The organism is Rhodococcus sp. WS3, assembly GCF_003797085.1.
Taxonomy (GTDB): Bacteria; Actinomycetota; Actinomycetes; order Mycobacteriales; family Mycobacteriaceae; genus Rhodococcus_F; species Rhodococcus_F globerula.
The window spans coordinates 786,022-807,893 of sequence record NZ_RKMA01000001.1; the positions used below are offsets into that span (position 1 = coordinate 786,022).

The following is a 21,872-nucleotide window of genomic DNA, read 5'->3' on the forward strand; positions in this document are numbered from 1 at the left end:
AACCATGACCGACGTACTCTCGTCCCCCGAACTGCTCGACCCGGTGAACCTGCGCGATCTTGCCGCGGTGCCAGTGGCAAGCGGATGCATTCGCGAATCTGTCGCCTTCCGCAGCGACGACGTCTCACACCTGTCGACGGAATACGCCGATTCACTGTGGAACAGGGGAATCCGCACGGTGATCGATCTACGGTCCCCTGGCGAAGCGGCATACACCGGGCGCGGCCCACTCGCTGCTCACGCTATCGCCTATCACCACATTCCACTCGTCGCCGAGGTCGCCGCTCCCGCCGCCATGAATCAGGCGCTGCCACAGGTAACCACTCCCGATCACGTCGGCCAGTGGTATGCGGACCTTCTGGAATCCGCGGCACCTCAACTCGCGACAGGTCTGACCGTCCTCGCCCTGAGCCCCGGCGGAACCGTATTCCACTGCGCCGCAGGCAAGGACCGCACGGGGGTGTTTGCAGCGGCACTGCTCAGTGCAGTCGGCGCGGACGCCGCCGCCATCGCAGACGACTACGCTCGCACCGCAGTTGAACTACCCCGACTGCATGCGCGGGTCCAGATGATCATGGGCGGCTTCCTACCGTTCGACTTCGATGCGGACAGCATGCCCAGTGGCGCCATGATGGGCGCCGAACGTACCTCCATGACCGTCATGCAGCACACACTCGTGCGGCGCCACGGGGACGTTCTGGCGCCGTTGCGTGCGGCCGGACTCAGCCAGGAACTGGTCGAGCTCTTGCGCACGAAAATGCTTGCAACACGGTGACACTCGAGAACGTGACAACACCGGAAACACCGCGCGGACCCGGTCGCCCCCGCGATACCGCCGTCGAAGAAGCAGTCCTTACCGCCACCATCGAATTGTTGACGGAATTCCCCAGCGCTGACGAGGTGACGATCGCCGCCATCACCACTCGGTCCGGAATTTCGCGCGCCGCAATCTATCGACGATGGTCGAGCCGCGAGGAACTCCTGGCGGCAGCGCTCGACAGCGTCCGATCCGAGGTGAAGACAACCTTCACCGGCGATCTCCGCGTCGACCTTGCCAATTCCTTTGCGGTCGGCATGGTCGACGTGACCGGCGCGTCCGGTGACCTGGTTCGTAAACGTATCGTTCTCGGATTGCAGAACGACAAGGTCCGCGAAGCCAGCTGGCAGCAACACGTCTCACGGCGCCGCGTTCACCTGACGGAAGCAATGTCCGAAGCGCAGGCCGCAGGCACCTTGGACTCCTCGGTGGACACGGATGTCCTGATCGACCTGATCGTGGGAATGTCCTACTACCAGTTTGTCGTCCGCGGACCGTCCACGGCCGACGGGGCCGACGATCGGGTCCGTACCGCAATCGAATTGCTGTGGCGCGGAGTTCAACCCCGAGACTGAGCGGAAGCATCACGGAAGGCGTCGCACAGTTTCCGTGCGGCGTCTTCCAGCACTGTTTCCGGATACGTCGCAAAACACAGTCGGGCCGATAGGCTCAGGTCTGCGTCGAAGCCGAATGCGGCACCGGGCACAAAGGCAACACCATGCTCGACGGCAACATCGAGAACCGCCGCAGTGTCTACGGGTTCAAGGCTCTCCATCCAACAGAACATGCCGCCGCGCACGGGCGAGAATCGTGCGCTGTCGCCGAAGCCGGCCTCCAAGGCACTGACAAGAGTCTTCGCGCGGTTGCCGTAGGACGCCCGCAACTTGTCCAGATGAGCGTCGAACCACGCGGTGTCCGAGAACAAGTCGGCCGCAATCTGTTGAGTGAGCGACGACCCGCACAGATCTGCACCCTGTTTGATCAATTCGACCGCTTCGCACACGCGCCGGTCACCGTGCAGCCAGCCGACACGCAGGGCAGGAGCCAGCACCTTGGACGCACTGGACAGCCGAATCACCCTGTCCGACAATGCTGCGACCGGAAGCGGCGGCGGACCGTCGAAATACAGTTCCCCGTACGGGTCGTCCTCGAGTATCCAGAAGCCGTACGTATCGGCAAGTTTCGCGAGGTGTGCGCGACGTTCGAGCGAAAGAACGGACCCGCGCGGATTGTGAAAGTTACTCACGGTATGAACAACTTTCGGACGTAGTCCACCCGCAAGCTTCGCTTCGAGAACTACGGTATCCATGCCGTCCGCGTCGACCGGGACGGCGGCCAGGCTTGCCTGCGCGGTCCGAAAGACCTGCAGTGCGCCGGTATACGCCGGATCTTCCACGACAACGTTGTCACCGGCGTCGAGCAATACCTGAGCCAGCAAACTCAGGCCCTGTTGGGAACCATGAGTGACCACCACGTCGGACGATTCGAGTGTGCGGCCGATCTTGACGGATTCGCGGGCCGCAATGACCTCACGAAGGTGTCGCAACCCCGAGGTCTCACCGTACTGAACGGACGACGCATCACCGAGAGCGTCGGCAGCTGCCTGCGAAATGCGCTCTCGTGGAATAAAATTCGGATCCGGCAAGCCGCCGGCCAAACTGATCACGTCAGGGCGAGCAGTCAGGGTGAGCAGGTCACGGATTGCAGAACTACGGAGCCCACCCATACGAGCAGACAGCGCGGCGTGTTTCATAGAAACTCCCAGGCACGCAAAAAGAAAGATCAGAGGAAAAACACCCTGAGCCGCCGAGGGGTCTACGGGGCGGGGAGAGCGCCGTGGTACCGATCCATGATTCGACCGGTACCACGACTATCCCACCATCACGCCAATATGTGAAATCCAATTCTCAGATTTCGGGAAACCGCATTACGGAAAATCAGTCGAGGTCGTCGTGACGCATGAGCTGACGCGCCGCCTCGGTGATCGAACCGGTCAGCGACGGGTACACCGAGAACGTCTGGGCCAGGTCGTTGACGCTCAGGTTGTTCTGCACGGCCATCGCGAGCGGCAGGATCAACTCGGATCCATTGGGCGCGACCACAACTCCGCCGATCACGACACCCGTTGCGGGACGGCAGAAGATCTTCACGAAGCCGCGACGCAGTCCGGACATCTTGGCGCGCGGGTTGGTGTTGAGCGGCAGCATGACGGTACGAGCCGGAACTTCACCGTTGTCGATTGCAGCCTGCGTCACACCCACCGTTGCGATCTCGGGACGTGTGAACACCGCCGACGCCACCGTCTTCAACTTGATGGGGCTCACGCCTTCACCGAGTGCGTGGTACATCGCGATGCGGCCCTGCATGGCGGCCACGGATGCGAGCGGGAGCAGGCCAGTGCAGTCACCGGCAGCGTAGATACCCGACACCGCGGTGCGGGAGACGCGGTCGACGCGCAGGTAGCCGCCCTTGTCGAGCTCGATGCCGACCTTGTCGAGACCGAGTCCGTCGGTGTTGGGAACCGAGCCGACTGTCATGAGGGCATGGCTGCCCTCGACCGTGCGGCCGTCGGAAAGCTTGACGATGATCCCGTCCTCGGTGCGCTCGACGGCATCGGCGCGCGCGTGCTTGACCAGGATCACGCCGCGCTCGGCCAACGCGTCTTCGAGCACGAGTGCCGCGTCGGCATCCTCGCCCGGGAGCACTCGGTCACGGCTGGACACCAGCGTCACCTTGACGCCCATCTCGGTGTACGCGGACACGAACTCGGCACCGGTCACACCAGAACCGACAACAACGAGGTGCGAGGGCAGCTCTTCCAAGTCGTAGAGCTGACGCCACGTCATGATGCGCTCACCGTCCGGCTCCGCGCCCGGGATGATGCGGGGGCTGGCGCCGGTCGCAATAAGGACTACGTCGGCAGCGATGGTGCGCTCCTCACCGTCGGCGAGGGTCGCCCGCACCTGGTGTGTCGCCAATCCGAGTTCCTGGTCCGTCAGTTCTGCGGTGCCGGAGAGGACCTCGACACCAACCGTCTGCAGTCGAGCGCGAATGTCCGAGGACTGGGACAGCGCAAGCGCCTTCACACGGGCGTGAATCTTGGGGAGCGACACCGACGCCTGCTCGGGATCGAGCGTGATTCCCAAATCGGATGCGCGACGCATGTCGGTGCGGATTCCGGTCGACGCGATGAACGTCTTCGACGGCACACAGTCGAACAGGACACACGCGCCGCCGACGCCGTCCGAATCGACCAGGGTGACGGTTGCGCCGTGCTGGGCAGCAACCAGCGCTGCCTCATATCCGGCAGGTCCGCCGCCGATGATCACGATCCGGGTCATATGTCCTCCAAGTCGTCAGGCGACCGGCAGGGGTCTCCCGCCAGTCCATATACCTCATGTACAGCACGCGTTGGTCACGCTATTGCAGCGATCGAGGTCGCGCAGTGCTTGTACCAGATTACTAGCGTCCGGTGGTCCGCTTCGCGTCACCCTCACACCACCGTTTAGGCTTGCGCCCGTGTCGATTTATGCTGCGTACGGTTCCAACATGCACCCCGAGCAGATGCTGTTGCGCTGCCCACACTCCCCCATGTCGGGAACTGGATGGTTGCGTGGCTGGCGCCTGACCTTCAGCGGCGAAGACCTCGGCTGGGAAGGCGCTCTCGCCACTGTGGTGGAGGACCCGGATTCCAGCGTTTTCGTAGTCCTCTACGACGTACCGGAAGAGGACGAGGTGAGCCTCGACCGCTGGGAAGGCGCCGAGCTCGGACTGCACCGCAAGATCCGGGTACGTGTCGACACTACGGACGGCGCCGTTCTGGCCTGGCTGTATGTCATGGACGCCTACGAAGGTGGTCTTCCGTCCGCTCGCTACATCGGTGTGATGGCCGACGCAGCCGAGATCGCGGGTGCTCCGGCCGACTACGTCCGGGAACTGCGGACGCGAAACAGCCGGAACGTGGGTCCCGGAAACGGTTTGACCGACTAATCCAGATTGACCGACTAGAGCAGCAAGAAGTAGGCCAGCACCGCGAGCGCGATGATCGCCGCTACGGCGGCAACTGTGATCACGATGCGCGTGGAGCCGGACTTGCCGGTCTCGGTCTCCGCCACCGACGTAGGTTCCGCCTCCGCAGTAGCCACCTGTGCCCCTTCGGCCGACACGGCAACCTTCGGGACGTTGTCGAATACTTCGGTGACGTCATGTGACGGCGGCAGTCCGATCGGCACGATCTTGTGCGACGTCGACGTGAAACCGGCTGCAAGAATTGCTGCACCGAGCGCTGCCGACTGTTCCGGACCAGGTCCGAGTTCACAACGGACATTGAGCTTTTCGGCGACCCCAACGGCAATGGCCGTCATCGCCGCCTTGTCGCCCGCCATGTCACCGTCGCCGGTCACGACAACGGCGTCGAGGTTTTCCGGCATCCATCCGAAGGCGCCGAGCGCCGTTGCAATTCGTGAACTCGGAGAGCTGCCGTCGCCGGCGAATCCGAATGCGCGGCCCGCGGCAACACCCGAACGCACCAGGGTGACAGCGGCTCCGGTGTCGTCGACGTGATAGATCCCGATGAGCGTTCCGGCCAGCGCGGCGATTTCCGATTCGAACCACGCCGACACGGCTTCGGCGTCCGATACCAAGGTGACCCGTTCGAGGCCCGCGTAGACCAGTGAATCGCGCAGGATCGCCGCCGTCGAGGAATCCCAGCGTGACGGGTACGTCGCCACGATGTCGGGCGCGCCGCCGTCCTTACCCCCACGATCGGGCAGCGGCTCGCATTCCTGTAGCAGGCAGCGGATGGACGTTGCCACCAAATCTTCAGCGCGATAACGGGTATCAGCGGTTCCGGCAACACCGCTCGGATCGCCGACGCGGGCGACAAAGCCCGTCCAGCTTTCTGTGAACTCGCGGCCGCCGCCCAACTCCGACTCGCCGCCGAGCACGGTGGTGCCGTCCTTGCGCTGATTGAGAACCGTATCGCGAACGATTACCACCGGATCAGCCGAACCTGGATCGTTCGACGCGACCACTGCCGTCGACACCACTGTGCCGATTCGCACTCCCACACCTATGGACATGCCCGTACCTTCACTCGAACCTTACGAAAAACGGTGCCCCCGACGGGAACCGGAACTAACCGAGAACGAGGCTTGTGAGAACTTTCACGCCCACACCGAGCGCGCGCTCGTCGAGATCGAATGTGGGTTGATGGATATCGAGTTGTTCACCTTCGCCGGACCACACACCCAACCTGGCCATAGCGCCAGGGACGGTCTCGAGGTACCACGAAAAGTCTTCTCCACCACCGGATTGTGGTGTGTCTGCCAAGGCATCCTGCCCGACGCTGGCGATGGCGTCCTCGAACATACGCGTCGAGATCTCGTCATTGACGACGGGCGGGACACCGCGGCGGTAGTTCAGTTGGTAGCGGACACCTGTCGGTGCGAGCAGTCCGTGCACGATCTCCTCCACAAGAGGTTCGAGCAGTTCCCACGTTTCGTGATCGCCCGTTCGGACCGTGCCCGTCATCATGCCGGTCTGTGGGATCGCGTTGGGCGCTTGACCGGCGCTGACCGCGCCCCACACCATGACGGTGCCGGTGCGCGGATCGATACGGCGGCTGAGCATTCCGGGCAATCCGGTGACAACAGTTCCGAGCGCGTAGATGAGATCGGTTGTCAGGTGAGGCCGCGACGTATGGCCTCCCGGCGAATCCAGAACCACTTCGACGGTATCGGCTGCGGACGTGATCGCACCGAGTCTCACACCGACCTGACCCGCTTCCAGGCGCGGATCACAATGCAGAGCAAAGATTCTCGAAACACCGTCGAGTGCACCGGCCGCGATGACGTCGAGCGCACCGCCCGGCATCACTTCTTCGGCAGGCTGGAAGATCAACCGAACTCCGACCGGAAGTTCCGGCAACGACGCCAAGGCCACACCAACGCCCAACAGGATCGTGGTGTGCGCGTCGTGCCCACAAGCGTGGGAAACACCAGGGACCGTGGACGAGTACGTCGCACCCGTCGCCTCCTGCATCGGCAGTGCATCCATGTCGGCGCGCAGGGCAATGCGGGGTCCGTCCGGACCGATATCGCACGTCAACCCCGTGCCGCCGGGAAGCACCTTCGGTGAAAGTCCAGCTTCGATGAGCCGCGTCGCGACAAATTCCGTTGTCGCGTATTCATGGCGCGCCAATTCGGGGTTGGCGTGAATGTGCCGTCGCCACGCGACCAGATCGTCGGTATGCGCGTGAATCCAAGTATCGATTGCCGCGTTCACCGGCGATCTACTCCTTCCAACAGACGGGCGCGTTCCGAAGGATCGGACGCTACCCGGACAGCAGTGCGAGCCAAGGCTATTGCGCCGTCTACAACGGCGCGATCAGCAGATTCCGTGACACACGCAGCAGCGAACTCCGGCTGATGTGTCACTGCCCCAGCTGAATCCAAACCGATCACAGGATGAATTCCAGGAATCACGTTGGTGACATTACCCATGTCGGTACTTCCGAGCGGACGAGAACGCTCCCATTCAGGTGCCAACGGCACCCGGCCCAGGTCCAGGATCTGTTCGCGGTACACGTCAGCGAGCCACGGATCAGGCGTCAATTCGGTGTAGGTCGGCGATACGGTGCGGATCTCGTGAGTGCAACCGGTGCCAAGAGCGCCGGCTGCAAAACAGGCATTCGACCGCTCCGACAGATTGGCCAACGACGCTGCGGTCTCCGCCCGCAAGTAATACAACAGCTCCGAACGCGCCGGCACGATGTTGGGGGCGGTTCCACCGTCACTGACGATGCCGTGAATCTGCTGACCGGGGAGCAGGTGCTGGCGCAACAACCCCACTGCCACCTGAGCCAGGGTTGCCGCGTCGGCGGCATTGAGTCCGAACTCCGGTGCGGCGGACGCGTGAGCCTCCCGTCCGTGGTAGCTGACGGCGATATCGGCCAAGGCCAGCGACGTCGCACCGATGATGTCGATCGGGCCAGGGTGAACCATCATCGCGGCGCCGACGCCGTCGAACGCCCCGCGCTCGAGCATCAGCACTTTGCCGCCACCGGTTTCCTCGGCCGGAGTTCCGATCACCCGAACGGTGATGCCGAGTTGGTCCGCCACAGACGCCAAGGCGATACCGGCGCCCACCGCCGCCGCAGCGATGATGTTGTGCCCACAGGCGTGGCCGATGTCCGGAAGAGCGTCGTACTCGGCGCAGATCGCGATGACCAGCTCTCCGCTGCCGTACGTCGCATCGAACGCCGTTGGTAGATCGACCACACCGCGAGTGATCGCGAAGCCGTGCTGCTCCAGCAGTTCGGACACCTTGGCGCTGCTGCGGAATTCCTCGAATGCAAGCTCCGGATCACCGTGAATCGAATGCGACAGCGCAATCAGATCGGTCTCCACAGACCTGACTACGCCGTCGACTTCATGATTCACCGAATCATTGTCTCACCCGAACGAGAAGTTGCTCTTGTCAGTCACCCGTCCAAGATCAACCAACAGGTCTCGATGAATCCCGGCCTTGATTCCGGCCAGGTTCGGTCCGTGTGTCGCGGTGAGCGCAGCGGCCTTGGCCACCGCGGTCGCGAGCACCGAATCACCCTCGACGGTTTCCTGGACAATTCCGGCAGACAGTGCGTCGGCGCCACCGAATCGGCGCCCGGTGGTCATTGCCTCCACGGCCGCTTGCTTGGGGAGTCTGCTGTTCAGCAGGGCCGACATGCCAACGGTGAACGGCATGTTCAGGCTCACCTCTGGCAGGCAGTAGAAACCGCGGTCGGCGCGCATGATCTGGAAGTCGTGCGACGTCGCGAGCATCGCGCCCGCTCCGAAGGCGTGGCCACCGATCGCCGCGACCGTCGCCATCGGGAATGTCAGCAAGCGGGTGTACAGCGTGTGTACCTTGTCGAGGTACCCGGGAAGACCGTCGATGTTGGCAAAGATCCACGTGGTGTCCAGGCCGTTCGTGTAGAACTTGCCCGTCGCCGTTGTAACCAGGGCAGCCGGCCCCTCGTGCGCTTCGACCTCGTCGAGTGCGCTGTGCACCGAGTCGATCCAATCAGGGGTGAAACGGTTCTCGTTGTCAGTTTCACCCTCGTTTCCGAGGTACAGGATGAATACGTCGCCGTCGCGTTCGAGATAAGGCATGAAGGGCAGCGTAATGGCCGGTAGGTCATCCGACGAACCGACCCGACTCGTCAGTAAGGTAATGCACATGGGAACGATCGCCGAAGCCGCCGCTGCCGCTCTGTCCGCCATGACCGGAAGCGCGCCGCCCTCCGTCGCCGTAGTCCTCGGTTCAGGGTGGACCGACGCTGCCGACCAGTTCGGTGAGCCCACCGCCGAGGTGTCGATGGCCGACCTACCTGGCTTCGCTCCGCCGTCGGCTCTCGGCCACGCCGGAAGGATCCGAACAGTCACCGTCGGCGATACCCAGGTTCTGCTGCTTCTCGGACGCACCCACGCGTATGAAGGCCATGAACTCAGCTCCGTGGTCCATCCCGTTCGCACCGCCATCGCAGCGGGCGCGGACACCGTGATCCTCACCAATGCCGCCGGCGGCATCCGCGAGGACTACGCCGTCGGTCAGCCGGTCCTGATCAGTGACCACCTCAACCTGACAGCCCGCTCGCCGTTGGTGGGCGCGGAGTTCGTCGACCTCGTCGACGCGTACTCCCCCGAACTTCGAGCACTCGCTCGCTCCATCGACCCCGAACTCACCGAAGGCGTATACGCCGGGCTACCCGGGCCCCATTACGAAACGCCTGCCGAAATCCGGATGCTGCGCACCCTCGGCGCCGATCTCGTGGGTATGTCGACGGTCCACGAGACCATCGCGGCTCGCGCTCTGGGCGCACGGGTGTTGGGCATCTCGATGGTCACCAATCTTGCCGCGGGCATCACCGGCGCACCACTCGATCATCAGGAAGTACTCGCGGCAGGCAAGGCGTCCGCGACCCGAGTGGGAACGCTGCTGCGCCAACTGGTCCGCGAACTGTGATCCTGGCGGCGCAGGAGTGGATCAACTCCGATCCCGACCCGGCCACCAGGCGCGAACTCGAATCGCTCTCCGAACATGAACTGGCCGAACGTTTTTCCGCTCCACTGACATTCGGCACAGCGGGGTTGCGCGGACCGGTGCGAGGCGGCCCCAACGGGATGAACGTAGCTGTTGTCATCCGCACCACCGCCGGACTCGCAGCGTGGCTGAACGCGCACGGCCACAGCGGCTCTCACATCGTTGTCGGCCGCGACGCCCGCCATGGTTCCGAAGCATTTGCCACTGCCGGCGCCGAGGTCCTGGCCGCCGCCGGATTCGAGGTCACTCTTCTCCCCCGCCCGCTACCGACACCGGTGCTCGCATTTGCCGTTCGGGCACTCGGCGCCAGCGCCGGAATCCAGATCACCGCGTCGCACAACCCCGCCGCGGACAACGGCTACAAGGTGTACCTCGACGGTGGATCCCAACTGGTCTCACCGGCGGATCGCGAGATCGAAAGCGCGATCGCGAAGGTCGGCGGCGCGTCGAGCATTGCCAGAACTCCGGTGACGCCGGTGGGCAACTCCGTGATCGAAAACTACGTACGACGCGTCGCAACGCTTCCACACGGGCAAGCCCGCAACATTCGCATCGCACTGACACCGCTACACGGCGTGGGCGGAGATACCGCATTGGCCGCGTTGCACGCCGCCGGTTTCACCGACGTCCACGTAGTCTCCGGGCAATTCGATCCCGATCCCGATTTCCCGACCGTCGCCTTTCCCAATCCGGAAGAACCCGGTGCCACCGATGCGCTTCTCGAGCTGGCCGACACGGTGAACGCCGATCTCGCGATCGCTCTCGATCCGGACGCCGACCGCTGCGCCGTCGGGGTACGTGACGGCGACAGGTGGCGAATGCTTCGCGGAGACGAGACGGGCGTGCTGCTCGCCGACCACGTCCTCACCGCGGCTCGGCCGAATTCCCTCGTAGCGACCACCATCGTGTCGTCTACTCTGCTCTCGAAACTGGCTCCCACTCGCGGCGCTCGATTCGCCTGCACCCTCACCGGATTCAAGTGGCTGACCCGCGCGGGCGACGGCCTTGTCTACGCCTACGAAGAGGCGATCGGCCACTCCGTCGACCCCGACGCCGTCCGAGACAAGGACGGAATCTCGGCCGCCGTCCTGGTCGCCGATCTGGTTGCCACTCTTGCCGACACCGACCGAACCGTGCTGGATGTGCTCGACGACTACGCCCTCGAATTCGGCTATCACCACGGGGACCAAGTTTCCCGCAGAGTCGACGACGTTGCCGACATCGCCACCATCATGGACCGCATTCGGAGCAATCCACCGCACGAAATCTGCGACGAGGCAGTTGCTTTCGAAGATCTGGCTGCTTTCGAGGATCTGGCGACGGTCGATTCGCCACTGCGCACCGACGCGGTGGTCTTCACCGGCGCGACGACGCGCATCGTCGTCCGCCCGTCCGGCACCGAGCCCAAGCTCAAGTGTTATCTCGAGGTCGTGATTCCGGTAGCGAACCGCAGCGAACTCGCCGGCGCCCAGGCAGCAGCGAAGACCCGGACAAGACAACTCCGGGCCTTCGCAGAAAATTTGTAGGCTAGCGCGGTCCGAACTGCCGATCGCCCGCGTCGCCGAGGCCCGGCACGATGAAAGCGTTCTCGTCCAAGCCGTCGTCGATGCTCGCCAGAACCAGGCGAACCGGGTGGCCGGACTCCGCAAGCGCGTCGACACCACGCGGTGCCGCGACAACACACACCGCTGTCACGTCGGTTGCTCCGCGCGCAACGAGCAGGTCGATCGTGTGAACCATCGATCCACCGGTTGCCAGCATCGGATCGAGTACGAATACCGGGATTCCGGAGAGATCAGCCGGGAGCGATTCGAGGTACGGAACGGGCGCGTGGGTCTTCTCGTCGCGCGCCATTCCCACAAAGCCGACACCAGCCGACGGGATCAACGCACTGGCCTGCTCGACCATGCCCAGACCGGCGCGCAGCACCGGGACCAGCAACGGCGGCTTGGCCAGACGAATTCCCGTTGTCGCTGCCACCGGCGTGTCGACGGGGAACTCTTCGATCTCGGCGTCGCGCATTGCCTCGTACACGAGCATGTGCGTGAGCCGACGCAGAGCCGACCGGAATGTCGCATTGTCGCTGCGTGCATCACGCATTGTCGTCAGGAGTGCCGCTGCCAGCGGATGGTCGACTACGTGCGTTTGCATGACCATGAGGATAGTTCCTCGGGAACCGAGCGGCCCCGGGCGGCGTCCAAGAAAGGAGTAAGCGCAACGGGGGGAAGAGTAGTTGGACAATTTTCTAGCTCACACAGAAGACATCACAGACTTCGGTTCACGCTTGGCCGTCGTCGCCGACACCGTGGCCCGCGCCCAGGCCGACGCGGCCCGTCACGATCACACTGCGCTCGGCGCAGTCCTGGGATTGATTGCGGAGGACTTCGTCCGAGTCACCGGCGAAGCCCAACAGACTCACATCGACGATCTCGGCCGTCTTGCCACCGTTGTGTCCAGTGCCGCAGCCGCCACACACAGTGCCCGCGACCTGTACGTGGGCACAGACGAGTTGGTTCGCAGCACCATCGTCGAAGCGGCGCGGACATGATCCCCGTCGAGGCCCTTGCCCGGCCGATCATCGACCTGGTGGCAACCCTTGGTTCTGGCGTCACCGACTCGAACGGACCCGAAGTCGGACTCCGCATCGCGTCGGACGTACTGGAGATCGCCTACCAACTGGGTACCGCTGCACTGGGGGAACTGTCCGGCGGCGGAACATCCACCGCGGGCATGCGCGCCGCGACAACAATGACCGAACAGACCCAAGCGGCAACTCGAACACTCACCGGTAAAGGCACCGACATCGCCGGAATTGTCGACGAGGCCACCATGACGGTGTCCGCCGGGATCAACGAACTGAACGGCATCTTGCAGTCGTTTCTCGGGATCGCTGCCAAAGCCGGTCCGGCCCTACTGACGCCGCCGGGCCAATTGATGCTCGTTGCAGCTGCATTCGAGCATCTTGGGCAGGCAATATCCGTCGTCGAGAGAATGCGCGGCGATCTCTCCGGGTCCACCGACAAGATGTCCGCTCTGGTGCCGTCGGTCCCGCTACCGGATCCCGCGCCCGGGGCCACGAATCCGGAATCGTCAACCGGTTCTGTTGCAAGCACCGGCAGTGCTGGTAGTACCGGCGGTGCGGCGGGATTGCAGATCGACCTGCCCGACGGTTCTGTTGCGACCGCCCCCAACGCCGAAGCCGCCGCAGCAGTGCGCAATGCACTCACCCAGCAAGGAGTGCCATACGAATGGGGCGGCACCTCACCTGGAGTTGGCCTCGACTGCAGTGGTTTGACGCAATGGGCCTACGGACAAGCGGGCGTCGATATTCCGCGCCTTGCCCAGGAACAAGGCATCGGCAGCCCCGTCGATCAGTCCGAACTTCTGCCGGGCGACCTCGCAGTCTGGGACGGCCACGTTGCCATGGTGATCGGCAACGGCCAGATGGTCGAAGCCGGAGACCCGGTCAGCGTCAGCCCTGTCCGAACATCCAACATCGGCATGGGATTTCACGGCTTCTACCGACCCACAGAGTGAAATGAGCACGAATATGCAGGACACACCGCGCCCGCCGAGCGTCATCACCGCCGTGGCGGCAAATCGCCGCGGAACCATCGCCTTACGGGCCACCGAACAGGGCATTCCCATCGACATCCGTATCCATCACAGCGAATTACGCTATGGCGGTGCTCGCCTGGCCACCGAGATCATGGCCCTCTCTGCCCGGGCCGCCATGGAGGCCGGCGTCCGCCACCGCCTCGAATTGGAAGCCGATGGGGTTCCGGCCGACATCGTGAATGCCCTGGGACTCGCAACACGTGAGCAATTGGCCGACGCCCAAGCTGCCGAAGAGCACACCGACACAGCCCCCACTACCTGGATGCGATCGATATGAACGAAATGGACCGAATCATGGAGCGCGCCAAGAGTCAGTGCGGATTCATGCAGGATGCGGTCGGTGACGTCGACGCCATCCGGGCGACCGCCGCGAGCGCCGACGGCACGGTTGTCGCCTGTGTCGACGGAATGGGCGCGCTGGTCGAACTGACCATCACCGACGCCGTAACCACTATGGAACCGAAGGCCGTCGCGGCACTGACTATCGCCACCATCCACCAGGCAGTTCACCGCAGCAACGTCGAACGTGAACGTCTGATGAATCAACTGGGTCGCTCACTCGGCGAGGTGTGAGTAACCCGCGCTATACGCAGGGCGGTCGGGTCGATAGGCTTCCGCCCATGGCTGGAGATATCGTCCCGATCGAAATCGGTCTCACAAGTGGAGACCTCGTCACGTTGTGGGCGCCGCGGTGGCGCGAGGGCGACGACGAATGGGAGGCCTTCCTCGGTCATGAGGAAGACCTGTACGGGTTTGCCTCGGTCGCGGAACTCGCCGCATTCATCCGCACCGATACCGACAACGATTTGGTCGACCACCCCGCCTGGAGTGTTGTTGCCGGTCTCTCCGCCGCGGAACTCGAACCGGAGGAGAACTTCACGTTCGACTTCGTCGGAGTACCGGAACTTGCTGCCGGGGACCCGGAACCGCTGGTTGTCTCCGAACTCGAAGACACCCTGAACATGGCCCGCAATATCGGCGAGGTCTGCGAACTCGATTCCGTGATCCGGTTCTTCAGCGGCCACCCGATCCTGGGTGCACTCGCGACGGGCGCGAGCGCCTTCGAGGGTCGTGAAGGACTCGAGATCTGGGACCAGGTCGGCGCAGCCATCGCCAAGGACTGGGACAAGGTTCTCGACGCGATCGACACCGTCGTGACATCGCCCAAGGTTGATGCCGCTGCCGTCGCAGTCGCCGAAGCCGAACTCCTCGCAGCCGCCGAGAACACCGTCGATGCGGACGACGTCGCCGAGGAAGGCGAGGACGAGGAATTCGACGAAGACGAACTCGACGAGGACGAAGACGAGATCGAGACGTTCTGGGGCGAGGTCGGCGTCGATCCGGTCCGCATCATCACCTCGGCCGACACCTACTACACCCTGCGCTGCTACATGGGTGACCAGGCAATCTTCCTCGGGAAGGACGGGTTGATCACGGTCTTCCGGTCCGAGCGCGCGCTCGCTCGCTACCTTGCCGACAATCACGAGCACGATCTGTCACAGGTCAGCACGTACGGCGTGATCCAGAATGCCGCCGTCGACGGTTCACTCGACATCGAAGTCACCGACGAGAATGTCTACGTTCTGCCCGGCATCGCCGACGATCTTGCCCAGGGCCCGGACGCCGTGGACGTCGAACAACTCGAGCTTGCTGTCGAATTGTTCACCGATGCAGCCGATTTCGCGGACGACGACTCCACCGAGGAAGCGCTGTCCGCGTCGAACGAGCTCGGGTGGTACGTCTCGTACCTGCTCAATCCCGATCCGTCCCGGATGGCTCCCAGTGCGCCGTTCACCAAGGAATCCGAGGGCTGGCGCGAACTCGAGCGTGAGTTCGAGACACGCCTGCGTCCCGAGTAAACGGCGCCCGCCGATCAGTACTGCTACCCGACCAACACGGCATACCCGGGCTTGATGACGTCGTCGATGTACGCGAGACGCTGGTCGAACGGGATGAACGCAGACTTCATGGCGTTGATCGTGAATCGTTCGAGGTCGGTCCAGCCGTAACCGAATGTTTCGACGAGCGCCGCCATTTCGCGACTCATGCTGGTATCACCCATGAGCCGATTGTCGGTGTTGACGGTGACCCGGAACCGTAGGTCTGCCAACAGTCCGAACGGATGATCGGCCAGGGCAGCCACGGCGCCGGTCTGGACGTTCGAACTCGGGCACAACTCCAGCGGGATGCGCATGTCTCGAACGAAGTTCGCGAGCCTGCCCAGCTCGTGGCTACCGTCGACGGCAGTGACGTCGTCCACGATTCGCACACCGTGCCCCAACCTGTCGGCTCCACAAAATGCGATGGCTTCGTGAATCGACGGCAACCCGAACGCTTCACCGGCATGGATGGTGAAGTGCGCGTTAGCATCCCGCATGTACTCGAAGGCGTCCAGGTGGCGACTCGGCGGATTCCCGGCCTCGGCACCCGCGATGTCGAATCCGACGACACCGCGGTCACGGAATCGCACGGCAAGTTCGGCGATTTCGCGGGACCTGGCGGCATGGCGCATGGCGGTCAGCAAACAGCCGATCTGAATCTTGCGCCCCTGGGCCTGGGCCGCGGACTCCCCCGCCCGGAATCCTTCGAGTACGTGCTCGACTACCTCGTCGAGCGTCAGGCCCTGTTCGAGGTGCTGTTCGGGTGCAAACCGCACCTCCGCGTAAACCACGTTGTCGTCGGCCAGATCCTCGGCACATTCCTGTGCCACGCGCGAGAGTCCCTCGGCAGTCTGCATGACGGCCACGGTGTGCGCGAACGTCTCGAGGTACAGCTCGAGCGACCCGCTGTCTGCGGCGGTTCGAAACCACTGGGCGAGTTCGGCAGCAGTATGTGCCGGCAGATCCGTGTATCCGCAATTTTCTGCCAGTTCCAGGATTGTCTGCGGACGCAGACCACCGTCGAGGTGGTCGTGCAGTAGAACTTTGGGCGCGCTACGAATCGAGTTCAACACCGGTGCGTTCATGCAACATAAGCTAACGCGAGTCACCCACAATTCGCTCGATGAGCAGCGGTCGCGACACTGTGTCGGATTCGGACCCGATTGCCCAACTGCCGTCGAGACTCCGGCGTGCGGCGTCGAATCGCTCGGGTGTGTCCGTGTGCAGTGTCAGTAGCTTCTGTCCCGCACGGACCACGTCACCAGGCTTTGCATGCATCTGCACACCCGCACCGGCTTGTACTGCGTCACCTTGGCGCTCGCGCCCCGCTCCGAGTTTCCACGCTGCGATACCGACGCCCATGGCATCCAGTCGAGTGAGGACACCGTCGCGGTCGGCAGTGACGACTTCGGTGTGTCGAGCCACGGGCAAGTCCGCATCCGGATCGCCGCCCTGCGCGTCGATCATTGCGCGCCACCGATCCATCGCACTGCCGTCGGCCAGCTTCTGCGCGGGATCGACATCGTCGATTCCGGCCGCCGACAACATTTCCCGAGCCAAGAGGAGAGTGAGCTCGACGACGTCGGCAGGTCCGCCGCCCGCCAGCACCTCGACGGATTCGCGCACCTCGAGTGCATTGCCGGCGGTCAAGCCGAGTGGCGTACCCATCTCGGTGATGAATGCCGTTGTGCGCATACCGGCGTCGTTGCCCAGTTCGACCATGGTGCGCGCCAACTCCCGCGCGTCACCGAGTTCCTTCATATACGCACCCGAACCGACCTTCACGTCCAGCACGAGAGCACCGGTTCCTTCGGCGATCTTCTTGCTCATGATCGAACTCGCGATCAGCGGAATGGATTCCACCGATCCGGTCACGTCACGAAGGGCATAGAGCTTCTTGTCCGCCGGCGCGAGATTCGCTCCCGCAGCACAGATGACCGCACCGATCTTCGGGTTCGCGAGGATCTCCACCATCTCGGCCGCGGTGAGGTCCGCACGCCAACCTGCGATCGCCTCGAGCTTGTCGAGAGTTCCACCGGCATGGCCGAGTCCACGCCCCGACAGCTGCGGAACAGCAAGACCGCACGCGGCGACCAGAGGTACCAGCGGAAGAGTGATCTTGTCTCCCACACCACCGGTCGAATGCTTGTCGACTGTCGCCATCGGTAAGTCCGAAAAGTCCATGGTGCCGCCGGATTCGATCATCGCCCGCGTCCAGCGGCCGGTCTCCGAGCGCGTCATCCCGCGGAAGTAGATCGCCATCGCGAGGGCCGCCATCTGCTCGTCCGGCACAACTCCCGCGGTGAACGCCTGCACGATCCAATCGATCTCGGTGCCCGAGAGCTCCCGACCGTCACGTTTTGCTCTGATGATCGACACGGCGTCAAACATGGCGAAGTCCTTCCGCTTGTTCCGGCCCGAAAGCGTCCGGGAGTAATTCCGCGAGTGGGCGCGGCCCTTGTGAGGTGTCGACCAGAAGTTCTCCGCCACCGTGCTCGAGCAGGAGCTGTCGGCACCGTCCGCACGGCATCAGTATTGCGCCGTCCGCGTCGACGCACGAGAAGGCAATCAAGCGTCCTCCGCCGGTGGCCGCTAAGTTACTCACCAGTCCACATTCGGCACACAGACTCAAACCGTATGAGACATTTTCCACATTGCATCCTGAGACGATTCGACCATCGTCCACCAGGGCCGCGGCACCTACCGCATATCCGGAGTACGGGGCATAGGCCCGACGCATCACCACTTGCGCGTTGTGGCGCAACAACTTCCAGTCGATTTCACCCATGGTTCACAATCCAATCACGCCAACTGAATGCATGCAGAAACGACACGATACGGCCGGTATGAAGATTGGAAAGGCAAACCTTACAAAGAGTTTGGTAGGTGTACGAATCCCGCATCTGATTAGTTCCCGGATTCACCAGGGTTTAGAGTCTGAGTCAAGTCGGTTCAGGATCCCGTCGAGCCCGGGCTGAGTACCTCGAAGCTCTCTGCAGGCTCGGCGCGTCCACCAATGACGTTGGAGGCACAGCACTCGATGAGTACTACGACTGAAGCCGCTCCTCAGAAGGAGCGCACGAGGTCGCTTTACCGGGGCGACCCCGGAATGTGGTCCTGGGTTCTACACCGGATCACAGGCGTCGCTACTTTCTTCTTCCTATTCGTACACGTTCTCGATACGGCTCTCGTGCGGGTTAACCCCGACACGTATGACGCTGTCATCGACACGTACAAAAACCCCGTCGTCGGTCTCATGGAGATCGGCCTCGTCGGTGTGGTCCTTTACCACGCCCTCAACGGCGTGCGCGTGATGCTCGTGGATTTCTGGTCGAAGGGCCCGAAGTACCAGCGCGTCATGCTCTGGACCATTCTGGCGATCTGGTTCCTGGTGATGATCCCGGGCGCCGGACGCATCCTCATCAACATGTTTGCGGAGCACTGACATGGCGACTACTCACGGACCCGAAGCCAAGAGCCTCGGTACCTCATACGACCGTCCTGCCAGCCTGGACAACCCGCGTTCGCCGCGGGCCAAGGCGCGGAACAACTTCGAGCTGTACGCATGGCTGTTCATGCGTTTCTCCGGCGTTGCCCTGATCGTCCTGGTCCTGGGCCACATGTTCATCATGCTGATGCTCGACGGTGGTGTTCACCGTCTGAACTTCGCATTCGTCGCAGGCCGCTGGTCCAGCCCGTTCTGGCAGATCTGGGATCTGACGATGCTCTGGCTGGCACAGTTGCACGGCGGTAACGGTCTGCGCACGGTCATCGCGGACTACTCCCGCAAGGACTCCACGCGCTTCTGGCTGACCACGATCCTCGTACTCTCGATGATCCTGATCATGGCCCTGGGCACGTACGTCATCTTCACCTTCGACCCCAATATCTCGGCGAGCTAGGGGAGCACAGACTTCATGCAGGAACATCGTTATGACGTGGTCATCGTCGGTGCCGGCGGCGCCGGCATGCGTGCGGCAATCGAGGCTGGCCCCCGCGCCCGCACGGCCGTACTGACCAAGCTCTACCCCACCCGCAGCCACACCGGCGCGGCCCAGGGCGGCATGTGCGCCGCACTGGCGAACGTGGAGGAAGACAACTGGGAGTGGCACACCTTCGACACCGTCAAGGGTGGCGACTACCTCGCCGACCAGGACGCCGTCGAGATCATGGCAAAAGAAGCCATCGATGCGGTGCTCGACCTCGAGAAGATGGGCCTGCCGTTCAACCGCACGCCCGAAGGCAAGATCGACCAGCGTCGCTTCGGTGGCCACACCCGCGATCACGGCAAGGCCCCGGTTCGCCGCGCGTGCTACGCCGCCGACCGCACCGGTCACATGATCCTGCAGACGCTCTACCAGAACTGCGTCAAGCACGACGTCGAGTTCTACAACGAGTTCTACGCACTCGACATCGCCATCACCGAGACCGAGGACGGCCCGGTTGCCACCGGCGTCATCGCCTACGAACTCTCGACCGGCGAACTGCACATCTTCCACGCCAAGTCGATCATCTTCGCGACCGGCGGCTCGGGACGCATGTACAAGACGACGTCCAACGCACACACCCTCACCGGTGACGGCATGGGCATCATCTTCCGCAAGGGACTTCCCCTCGAGGACATGGAGTTCCACCAGTTCCACCCGACAGGACTCGCCGGACTCGGCATCCTGATCTCGGAAGCTGTTCGTGGTGAAGGCGGCATTCTCCGTAATGCCGACGGTGAGCGCTTCATGGAGCGCTACGCCCCCACAATCAAGGACCTCGCGCCGCGTGACATCGTCGCCCGCTCGATGGTTCTCGAAGTCCTCGAAGGCCGCGGAGCCGGCCCCAACAAGGACTACGTCTACATCGACGTGACGCACATCCCCGAGGAAGTTCTCGACGAGAAGCTCCCCGACATCATGGAGTTCTCGCGCACCTACCTCGGCGTGGACCCCGTCAAGGAGCCCGTGCCCGTCTACCCGACGTGCCACTACGTCATGGGCGGTATCCCCACCAAGATCAACGGTGAGGTTCTGCGCAACAACGACGAGGTCGTCAAGGGCCTGTACGCCGCCGGCGAATGCGCCTGCGTCTCCGTGCACGGCGCAAACCGTCTCGGCACCAACTCGCTCCTCGACATCAACGTGTTCGGCCGTCGCGCCGGCATCGCTGCCGCCGAGTACGCGAACTCCACCGAGTTCGTCGACATGCCCGAAGCCCCGGCCACCATGGTCGAGGACTGGGTCGGCGTCATCCTGTCCGATCACGGCCACGAGCGCGTTGCGGACATCCGCTCCGAACTCCAGCAGTCGATGGACAACAACGCATCCGTGTTCCGTACCGAAGAGCGCCTCACCCAGGCACTCAAGGACGTGCGTGCTCTCAAGGAGCGCTACAACCACATCACGGTTCAGGACAAGGGCAAGCGCTACAACAGCGACCTGCTCGAAGCCATCGAACTGGGCTTCCTGCTCGAAATGGCAGAGGTCACCGTCGTCGGTGCGCTCAACCGCAAGGAATCACGCGGCGGCCACGCTCGTGAGGACTTCCCGGATCGCAACGATGCCGAGTACATGAAGCACACGATGGCATACAAGGAGGGCGACGGCCTGCTCTCCGACATCCGTCTGGACTACAAGCCGGTGGTACAGACCCGCTACGAGCCGATGGAGCGTAAGTACTGATGTCTGCGCCTGCTGTAGAAGCACCAGCCCTCCCCCCGGTCCCCGAAGGCGCCGTCATGGTGACCCTCAAGATCGCGCGGATGAACCCGGAATCGGGCGACGGCCAGCACTGGGACAGCTTCCAGGTCCCAGCTCTGCCCACCGACCGCATGCTCAACCTGCTGCTGTACGTGAAGGGCTACCTCGACGGCACCCTCACGTTCCGTCGTAGCTGCGCACACGGTGTCTGCGGCTCCGACGCCATGCGCATCAACGGCGTCAACCGCCTGGCGTGCAAGATCCTGATGAAGGACATGCTCCCCAAGGACGGCAAGCCGGTCACCATCACCATCGAGCCCATTCGCGGCTTGCCGGTGGAGAAGGACCTCGTTGTCGACATGGAACCCTTCTTCGACGCGTTCCGCGCCGTGAAGCCGTTCCTCATCACCAGTGGCAACGAGCCCACCCGTGAGCGCATCCAGAGCCAGCACGACCGTGCTCGTTTCGACGACACCACCAAGTGCATCCTCTGCGCATGCTGCACCACGTCGTGCCCCGTGTACTGGAGCGACGGCAGCTACTTCGGTCCCGCTGCCATCGTGAACGCACACCGGTTCATCTTCGACAGCCGTGACGAGGCCGCTTCCGAGCGTCTCGACATCCTGAACGACAAGGACGGCGTGTGGCGCTGCCGCACCACGTTCAACTGCACCGACGCGTGCCCCCGCGGCATCCAGGTGACAAAGGCGATTCAGGAAGTCAAGCGCGCACTGCTGTTCGCTCGCTAGATCTTTCGAACGGAGAAATGCCCCTCCCGTCTTCGGG

The 21,872-nt window shown here is 63.3% G+C and carries 24 protein-coding genes; 14 read left to right on the forward strand and 10 right to left on the reverse strand.

Annotation, left to right across the window (positions count from 1 at the left end):
• Positions 1-4: 4 nt before the first annotated feature.
• A complete protein-coding gene (locus tag EEB13_RS03555) occupies positions 5-775 on the forward strand; it encodes a tyrosine-protein phosphatase (protein WP_141484634.1) in 771 nt (256 codons plus the stop codon).
• A gap of 11 nt (positions 776-786) precedes the next feature.
• On the forward strand, positions 787-1,392 hold the full coding sequence (locus tag EEB13_RS03560) for a TetR/AcrR family transcriptional regulator (RefSeq protein ID WP_187328488.1): 606 nt from the start codon (positions 787-789) through the stop codon (positions 1,390-1,392).
• Here the strand turns inward: EEB13_RS03560 and EEB13_RS03565 are convergent.
• Positions 1,377-2,570, reverse strand: a complete 1,194-nt coding sequence (locus EEB13_RS03565; RefSeq protein ID WP_141484636.1) for a PLP-dependent aminotransferase family protein — start codon at positions 2,568-2,570, stop codon at positions 1,377-1,379. The two genes, EEB13_RS03560 and EEB13_RS03565, sit on opposite strands and share 16 nt — an antisense overlap.
• Positions 2,571-2,754: 184 nt before the next feature.
• Entirely contained in the window at positions 2,755-4,158 is a 1,404-nt protein-coding gene (locus tag EEB13_RS03570) for an NAD(P)H-quinone dehydrogenase (RefSeq protein ID WP_033231260.1), read from the reverse strand.
• A 178-nt stretch (positions 4,159-4,336) separates the two neighbouring features.
• On the opposite strand from EEB13_RS03570, the gene EEB13_RS03575 reads away from it, so the two are divergent.
• Entirely contained in the window at positions 4,337-4,807 is a 471-nt protein-coding gene (locus EEB13_RS03575) for a gamma-glutamylcyclotransferase (protein ID WP_033231261.1), read from the forward strand.
• Positions 4,808-4,821: 14 nt separating this feature from the next.
• Here the strand turns inward: EEB13_RS03575 and EEB13_RS03580 are convergent, their stop codons facing one another.
• Genes EEB13_RS03580 through EEB13_RS03595 form a run of 4 tightly spaced genes read right to left on the reverse strand, consistent with a single transcriptional unit; the run spans position 4,822 to position 8,970 of the window.
• A complete protein-coding gene (locus EEB13_RS03580; RefSeq protein ID WP_179300736.1) occupies positions 4,822-5,898 on the reverse strand; it encodes a hypothetical protein in 1,077 nt (358 codons plus the stop codon).
• 55 nt (positions 5,899-5,953) lie between these two features.
• Positions 5,954-7,102 carry a M20 family metallopeptidase gene (locus EEB13_RS03585; protein WP_045070687.1) on the reverse strand — a complete coding sequence of 383 codons (1,149 nt, stop codon included), beginning with the start codon at positions 7,100-7,102 and terminating at the stop codon, positions 5,954-5,956.
• Entirely contained in the window at positions 7,099-8,259 is a 1,161-nt protein-coding gene (locus EEB13_RS03590) for a M20 family metallopeptidase (protein WP_045070690.1), read from the reverse strand. The genes EEB13_RS03585 and EEB13_RS03590 overlap by 4 nt, the downstream gene beginning before the upstream one ends.
• Before the next feature lie 12 nt (positions 8,260-8,271).
• The gene (locus EEB13_RS03595; protein ID WP_033231264.1) at positions 8,272-8,970 is read right to left on the reverse strand and encodes an enoyl-CoA hydratase-related protein; all 699 of its coding nucleotides are present in this window, start codon (positions 8,968-8,970) and stop codon (positions 8,272-8,274) included.
• Between the two features lie 67 nt (positions 8,971-9,037).
• Between EEB13_RS03595 and EEB13_RS03600 the strand changes: the two genes are divergently transcribed.
• Both EEB13_RS03600 and EEB13_RS03605 read left to right on the forward strand, forming a co-directional pair.
• Positions 9,038-9,823 (forward strand): purine-nucleoside phosphorylase, encoded by a 786-nt coding sequence (locus EEB13_RS03600; RefSeq protein WP_033231520.1) that lies wholly within the window; start codon positions 9,038-9,040, stop codon positions 9,821-9,823.
• 158 nt (positions 9,824-9,981) lie between these two features.
• The gene (locus EEB13_RS03605; protein WP_410055755.1) at positions 9,982-11,427 is read left to right on the forward strand and encodes a phospho-sugar mutase; all 1,446 of its coding nucleotides are present in this window, start codon (positions 9,982-9,984) and stop codon (positions 11,425-11,427) included.
• 1 nt (position 11,428) lies between these two features.
• Here the strand turns inward: EEB13_RS03605 and upp are convergent, their stop codons facing one another.
• Entirely contained in the window at positions 11,429-12,052 is a 624-nt protein-coding gene (gene upp / locus EEB13_RS03610) for a uracil phosphoribosyltransferase (RefSeq protein ID WP_033231521.1), read from the reverse strand.
• A gap of 82 nt (positions 12,053-12,134) precedes the next feature.
• Here upp and EEB13_RS03615 point away from each other — a divergent pair, with 82 nt between their 5' ends.
• From EEB13_RS03615 to EEB13_RS03635, 5 genes are read left to right on the forward strand one after another with little or no spacing between them, the layout of a single operon-like run.
• On the forward strand, positions 12,135-12,449 hold the full coding sequence (locus EEB13_RS03615) for a hypothetical protein (protein ID WP_095886609.1): 315 nt from the start codon (positions 12,135-12,137) through the stop codon (positions 12,447-12,449).
• Positions 12,446-13,438: a C40 family peptidase gene (locus EEB13_RS03620; protein ID WP_141484638.1), complete on the forward strand. Its 993-nt coding sequence runs from the start codon at positions 12,446-12,448 to the stop codon at positions 13,436-13,438. Before EEB13_RS03615 ends, EEB13_RS03620 begins: the two co-directional genes overlap by 4 nt.
• Position 13,439: 1 nt before the next feature.
• Positions 13,440-13,796, forward strand: a complete 357-nt coding sequence (locus EEB13_RS03625; RefSeq protein WP_045070695.1) for a hypothetical protein — start codon at positions 13,440-13,442, stop codon at positions 13,794-13,796.
• The gene (locus EEB13_RS03630; protein WP_033231269.1) at positions 13,793-14,092 is read left to right on the forward strand and encodes a YbaB/EbfC family nucleoid-associated protein; all 300 of its coding nucleotides are present in this window, start codon (positions 13,793-13,795) and stop codon (positions 14,090-14,092) included. The genes EEB13_RS03625 and EEB13_RS03630 overlap by 4 nt, the downstream gene beginning before the upstream one ends.
• 47 nt (positions 14,093-14,139) lie before the next feature.
• On the forward strand, positions 14,140-15,378 hold the full coding sequence (locus tag EEB13_RS03635) for a primosomal protein (protein ID WP_092801410.1): 1,239 nt from the start codon (positions 14,140-14,142) through the stop codon (positions 15,376-15,378).
• Between the two features lie 23 nt (positions 15,379-15,401).
• Here EEB13_RS03635 and EEB13_RS03640 read toward each other — a convergent pair whose 3' ends face one another.
• The 3 genes from EEB13_RS03640 to EEB13_RS03650 are packed head-to-tail and all read right to left on the reverse strand — an operon-like array spanning position 15,402 to position 18,187.
• Positions 15,402-16,484 carry an adenosine deaminase gene (locus EEB13_RS03640; protein WP_033231271.1) on the reverse strand — a complete coding sequence of 361 codons (1,083 nt, stop codon included), beginning with the start codon at positions 16,482-16,484 and terminating at the stop codon, positions 15,402-15,404.
• 10 nt (positions 16,485-16,494) lie between these two features.
• Positions 16,495-17,790 carry a thymidine phosphorylase gene (locus EEB13_RS03645; RefSeq protein WP_033231272.1) on the reverse strand — a complete coding sequence of 432 codons (1,296 nt, stop codon included), beginning with the start codon at positions 17,788-17,790 and terminating at the stop codon, positions 16,495-16,497.
• Positions 17,783-18,187: a cytidine deaminase gene (locus tag EEB13_RS03650; RefSeq protein WP_033231273.1), complete on the reverse strand. Its 405-nt coding sequence runs from the start codon at positions 18,185-18,187 to the stop codon at positions 17,783-17,785. Before EEB13_RS03650 ends, EEB13_RS03645 begins: the two co-directional genes overlap by 8 nt.
• Positions 18,188-18,439: 252 nt before the next feature.
• Here EEB13_RS03650 and sdhC point away from each other — a divergent pair, with 252 nt between their 5' ends.
• Genes sdhC through EEB13_RS03670 form a run of 4 tightly spaced genes read left to right on the forward strand, consistent with a single transcriptional unit; the run spans position 18,440 to position 21,835 of the window.
• Complete coding sequence (gene sdhC, locus EEB13_RS03655) at positions 18,440-18,844, forward strand: succinate dehydrogenase, cytochrome b556 subunit (RefSeq protein ID WP_072782401.1); 405 nt, start codon at positions 18,440-18,442, stop codon at positions 18,842-18,844.
• Between the two features lies 1 nt (position 18,845).
• Complete coding sequence (locus tag EEB13_RS03660) at positions 18,846-19,301, forward strand: succinate dehydrogenase hydrophobic membrane anchor subunit (RefSeq protein ID WP_033231274.1); 456 nt, start codon at positions 18,846-18,848, stop codon at positions 19,299-19,301.
• A gap of 15 nt (positions 19,302-19,316) precedes the next feature.
• Complete coding sequence (gene sdhA, locus EEB13_RS03665) at positions 19,317-21,068, forward strand: succinate dehydrogenase flavoprotein subunit (RefSeq protein ID WP_033231275.1); 1,752 nt, start codon at positions 19,317-19,319, stop codon at positions 21,066-21,068.
• The gene (locus EEB13_RS03670) at positions 21,068-21,835 is read left to right on the forward strand and encodes a succinate dehydrogenase iron-sulfur subunit (protein WP_033231276.1); all 768 of its coding nucleotides are present in this window, start codon (positions 21,068-21,070) and stop codon (positions 21,833-21,835) included. Before sdhA ends, EEB13_RS03670 begins: the two co-directional genes overlap by 1 nt.
• Positions 21,836-21,872 lie beyond the last annotated feature (37 nt).

Excerpts from the sequence above, each read along its gene's own strand:
- EEB13_RS03555 (WP_141484634.1), top strand. The coding sequence starts at position 5 with ATGACCGACGTACTCTCGTCCCCCGAACTGCTCGACCCGGTGAACCTG.
- EEB13_RS03565 (WP_141484636.1), bottom strand. The coding sequence starts at position 2,570 with ATGAAACACGCCGCGCTGTCTGCTCGTATGGGTGGGCTCCGTAGTTCT.
- EEB13_RS03570 (WP_033231260.1), bottom strand. The coding sequence starts at position 4,158 with ATGACCCGGATCGTGATCATCGGCGGCGGACCTGCCGGATATGAGGCA.
- EEB13_RS03580 (WP_179300736.1), bottom strand. The coding sequence starts at position 5,898 with ATGTCCATAGGTGTGGGAGTGCGAATCGGCACAGTGGTGTCGACGGCA.
- EEB13_RS03595 (WP_033231264.1), bottom strand. The coding sequence starts at position 8,970 with ATGCCTTATCTCGAACGCGACGGCGACGTATTCATCCTGTACCTCGGA.
- EEB13_RS03600 (WP_033231520.1), top strand. The coding sequence starts at position 9,038 with ATGGGAACGATCGCCGAAGCCGCCGCTGCCGCTCTGTCCGCCATGACC.
- EEB13_RS03605 (WP_410055755.1), top strand. The coding sequence starts at position 9,982 with ATGAACGTAGCTGTTGTCATCCGCACCACCGCCGGACTCGCAGCGTGG.
- upp (WP_033231521.1), bottom strand. The coding sequence starts at position 12,052 with ATGCAAACGCACGTAGTCGACCATCCGCTGGCAGCGGCACTCCTGACG.
- EEB13_RS03620 (WP_141484638.1), top strand. The coding sequence starts at position 12,446 with ATGATCCCCGTCGAGGCCCTTGCCCGGCCGATCATCGACCTGGTGGCA.
- EEB13_RS03625 (WP_045070695.1), top strand. The coding sequence starts at position 13,440 with ATGAGCACGAATATGCAGGACACACCGCGCCCGCCGAGCGTCATCACC.
- EEB13_RS03630 (WP_033231269.1), top strand. The coding sequence starts at position 13,793 with ATGAACGAAATGGACCGAATCATGGAGCGCGCCAAGAGTCAGTGCGGA.
- EEB13_RS03635 (WP_092801410.1), top strand. The coding sequence starts at position 14,140 with ATGGCTGGAGATATCGTCCCGATCGAAATCGGTCTCACAAGTGGAGAC.
- EEB13_RS03640 (WP_033231271.1), bottom strand. The coding sequence starts at position 16,484 with ATGAACGCACCGGTGTTGAACTCGATTCGTAGCGCGCCCAAAGTTCTA.
- EEB13_RS03645 (WP_033231272.1), bottom strand. The coding sequence starts at position 17,790 with ATGTTTGACGCCGTGTCGATCATCAGAGCAAAACGTGACGGTCGGGAG.
- EEB13_RS03650 (WP_033231273.1), bottom strand. The coding sequence starts at position 18,187 with ATGGGTGAAATCGACTGGAAGTTGTTGCGCCACAACGCGCAAGTGGTG.
- sdhC (WP_072782401.1), top strand. The coding sequence starts at position 18,440 with ATGAGTACTACGACTGAAGCCGCTCCTCAGAAGGAGCGCACGAGGTCG.
- EEB13_RS03660 (WP_033231274.1), top strand. The coding sequence starts at position 18,846 with ATGGCGACTACTCACGGACCCGAAGCCAAGAGCCTCGGTACCTCATAC.
- sdhA (WP_033231275.1), top strand. The coding sequence starts at position 19,317 with ATGCAGGAACATCGTTATGACGTGGTCATCGTCGGTGCCGGCGGCGCC.
- EEB13_RS03670 (WP_033231276.1), top strand. The coding sequence starts at position 21,068 with ATGTCTGCGCCTGCTGTAGAAGCACCAGCCCTCCCCCCGGTCCCCGAA.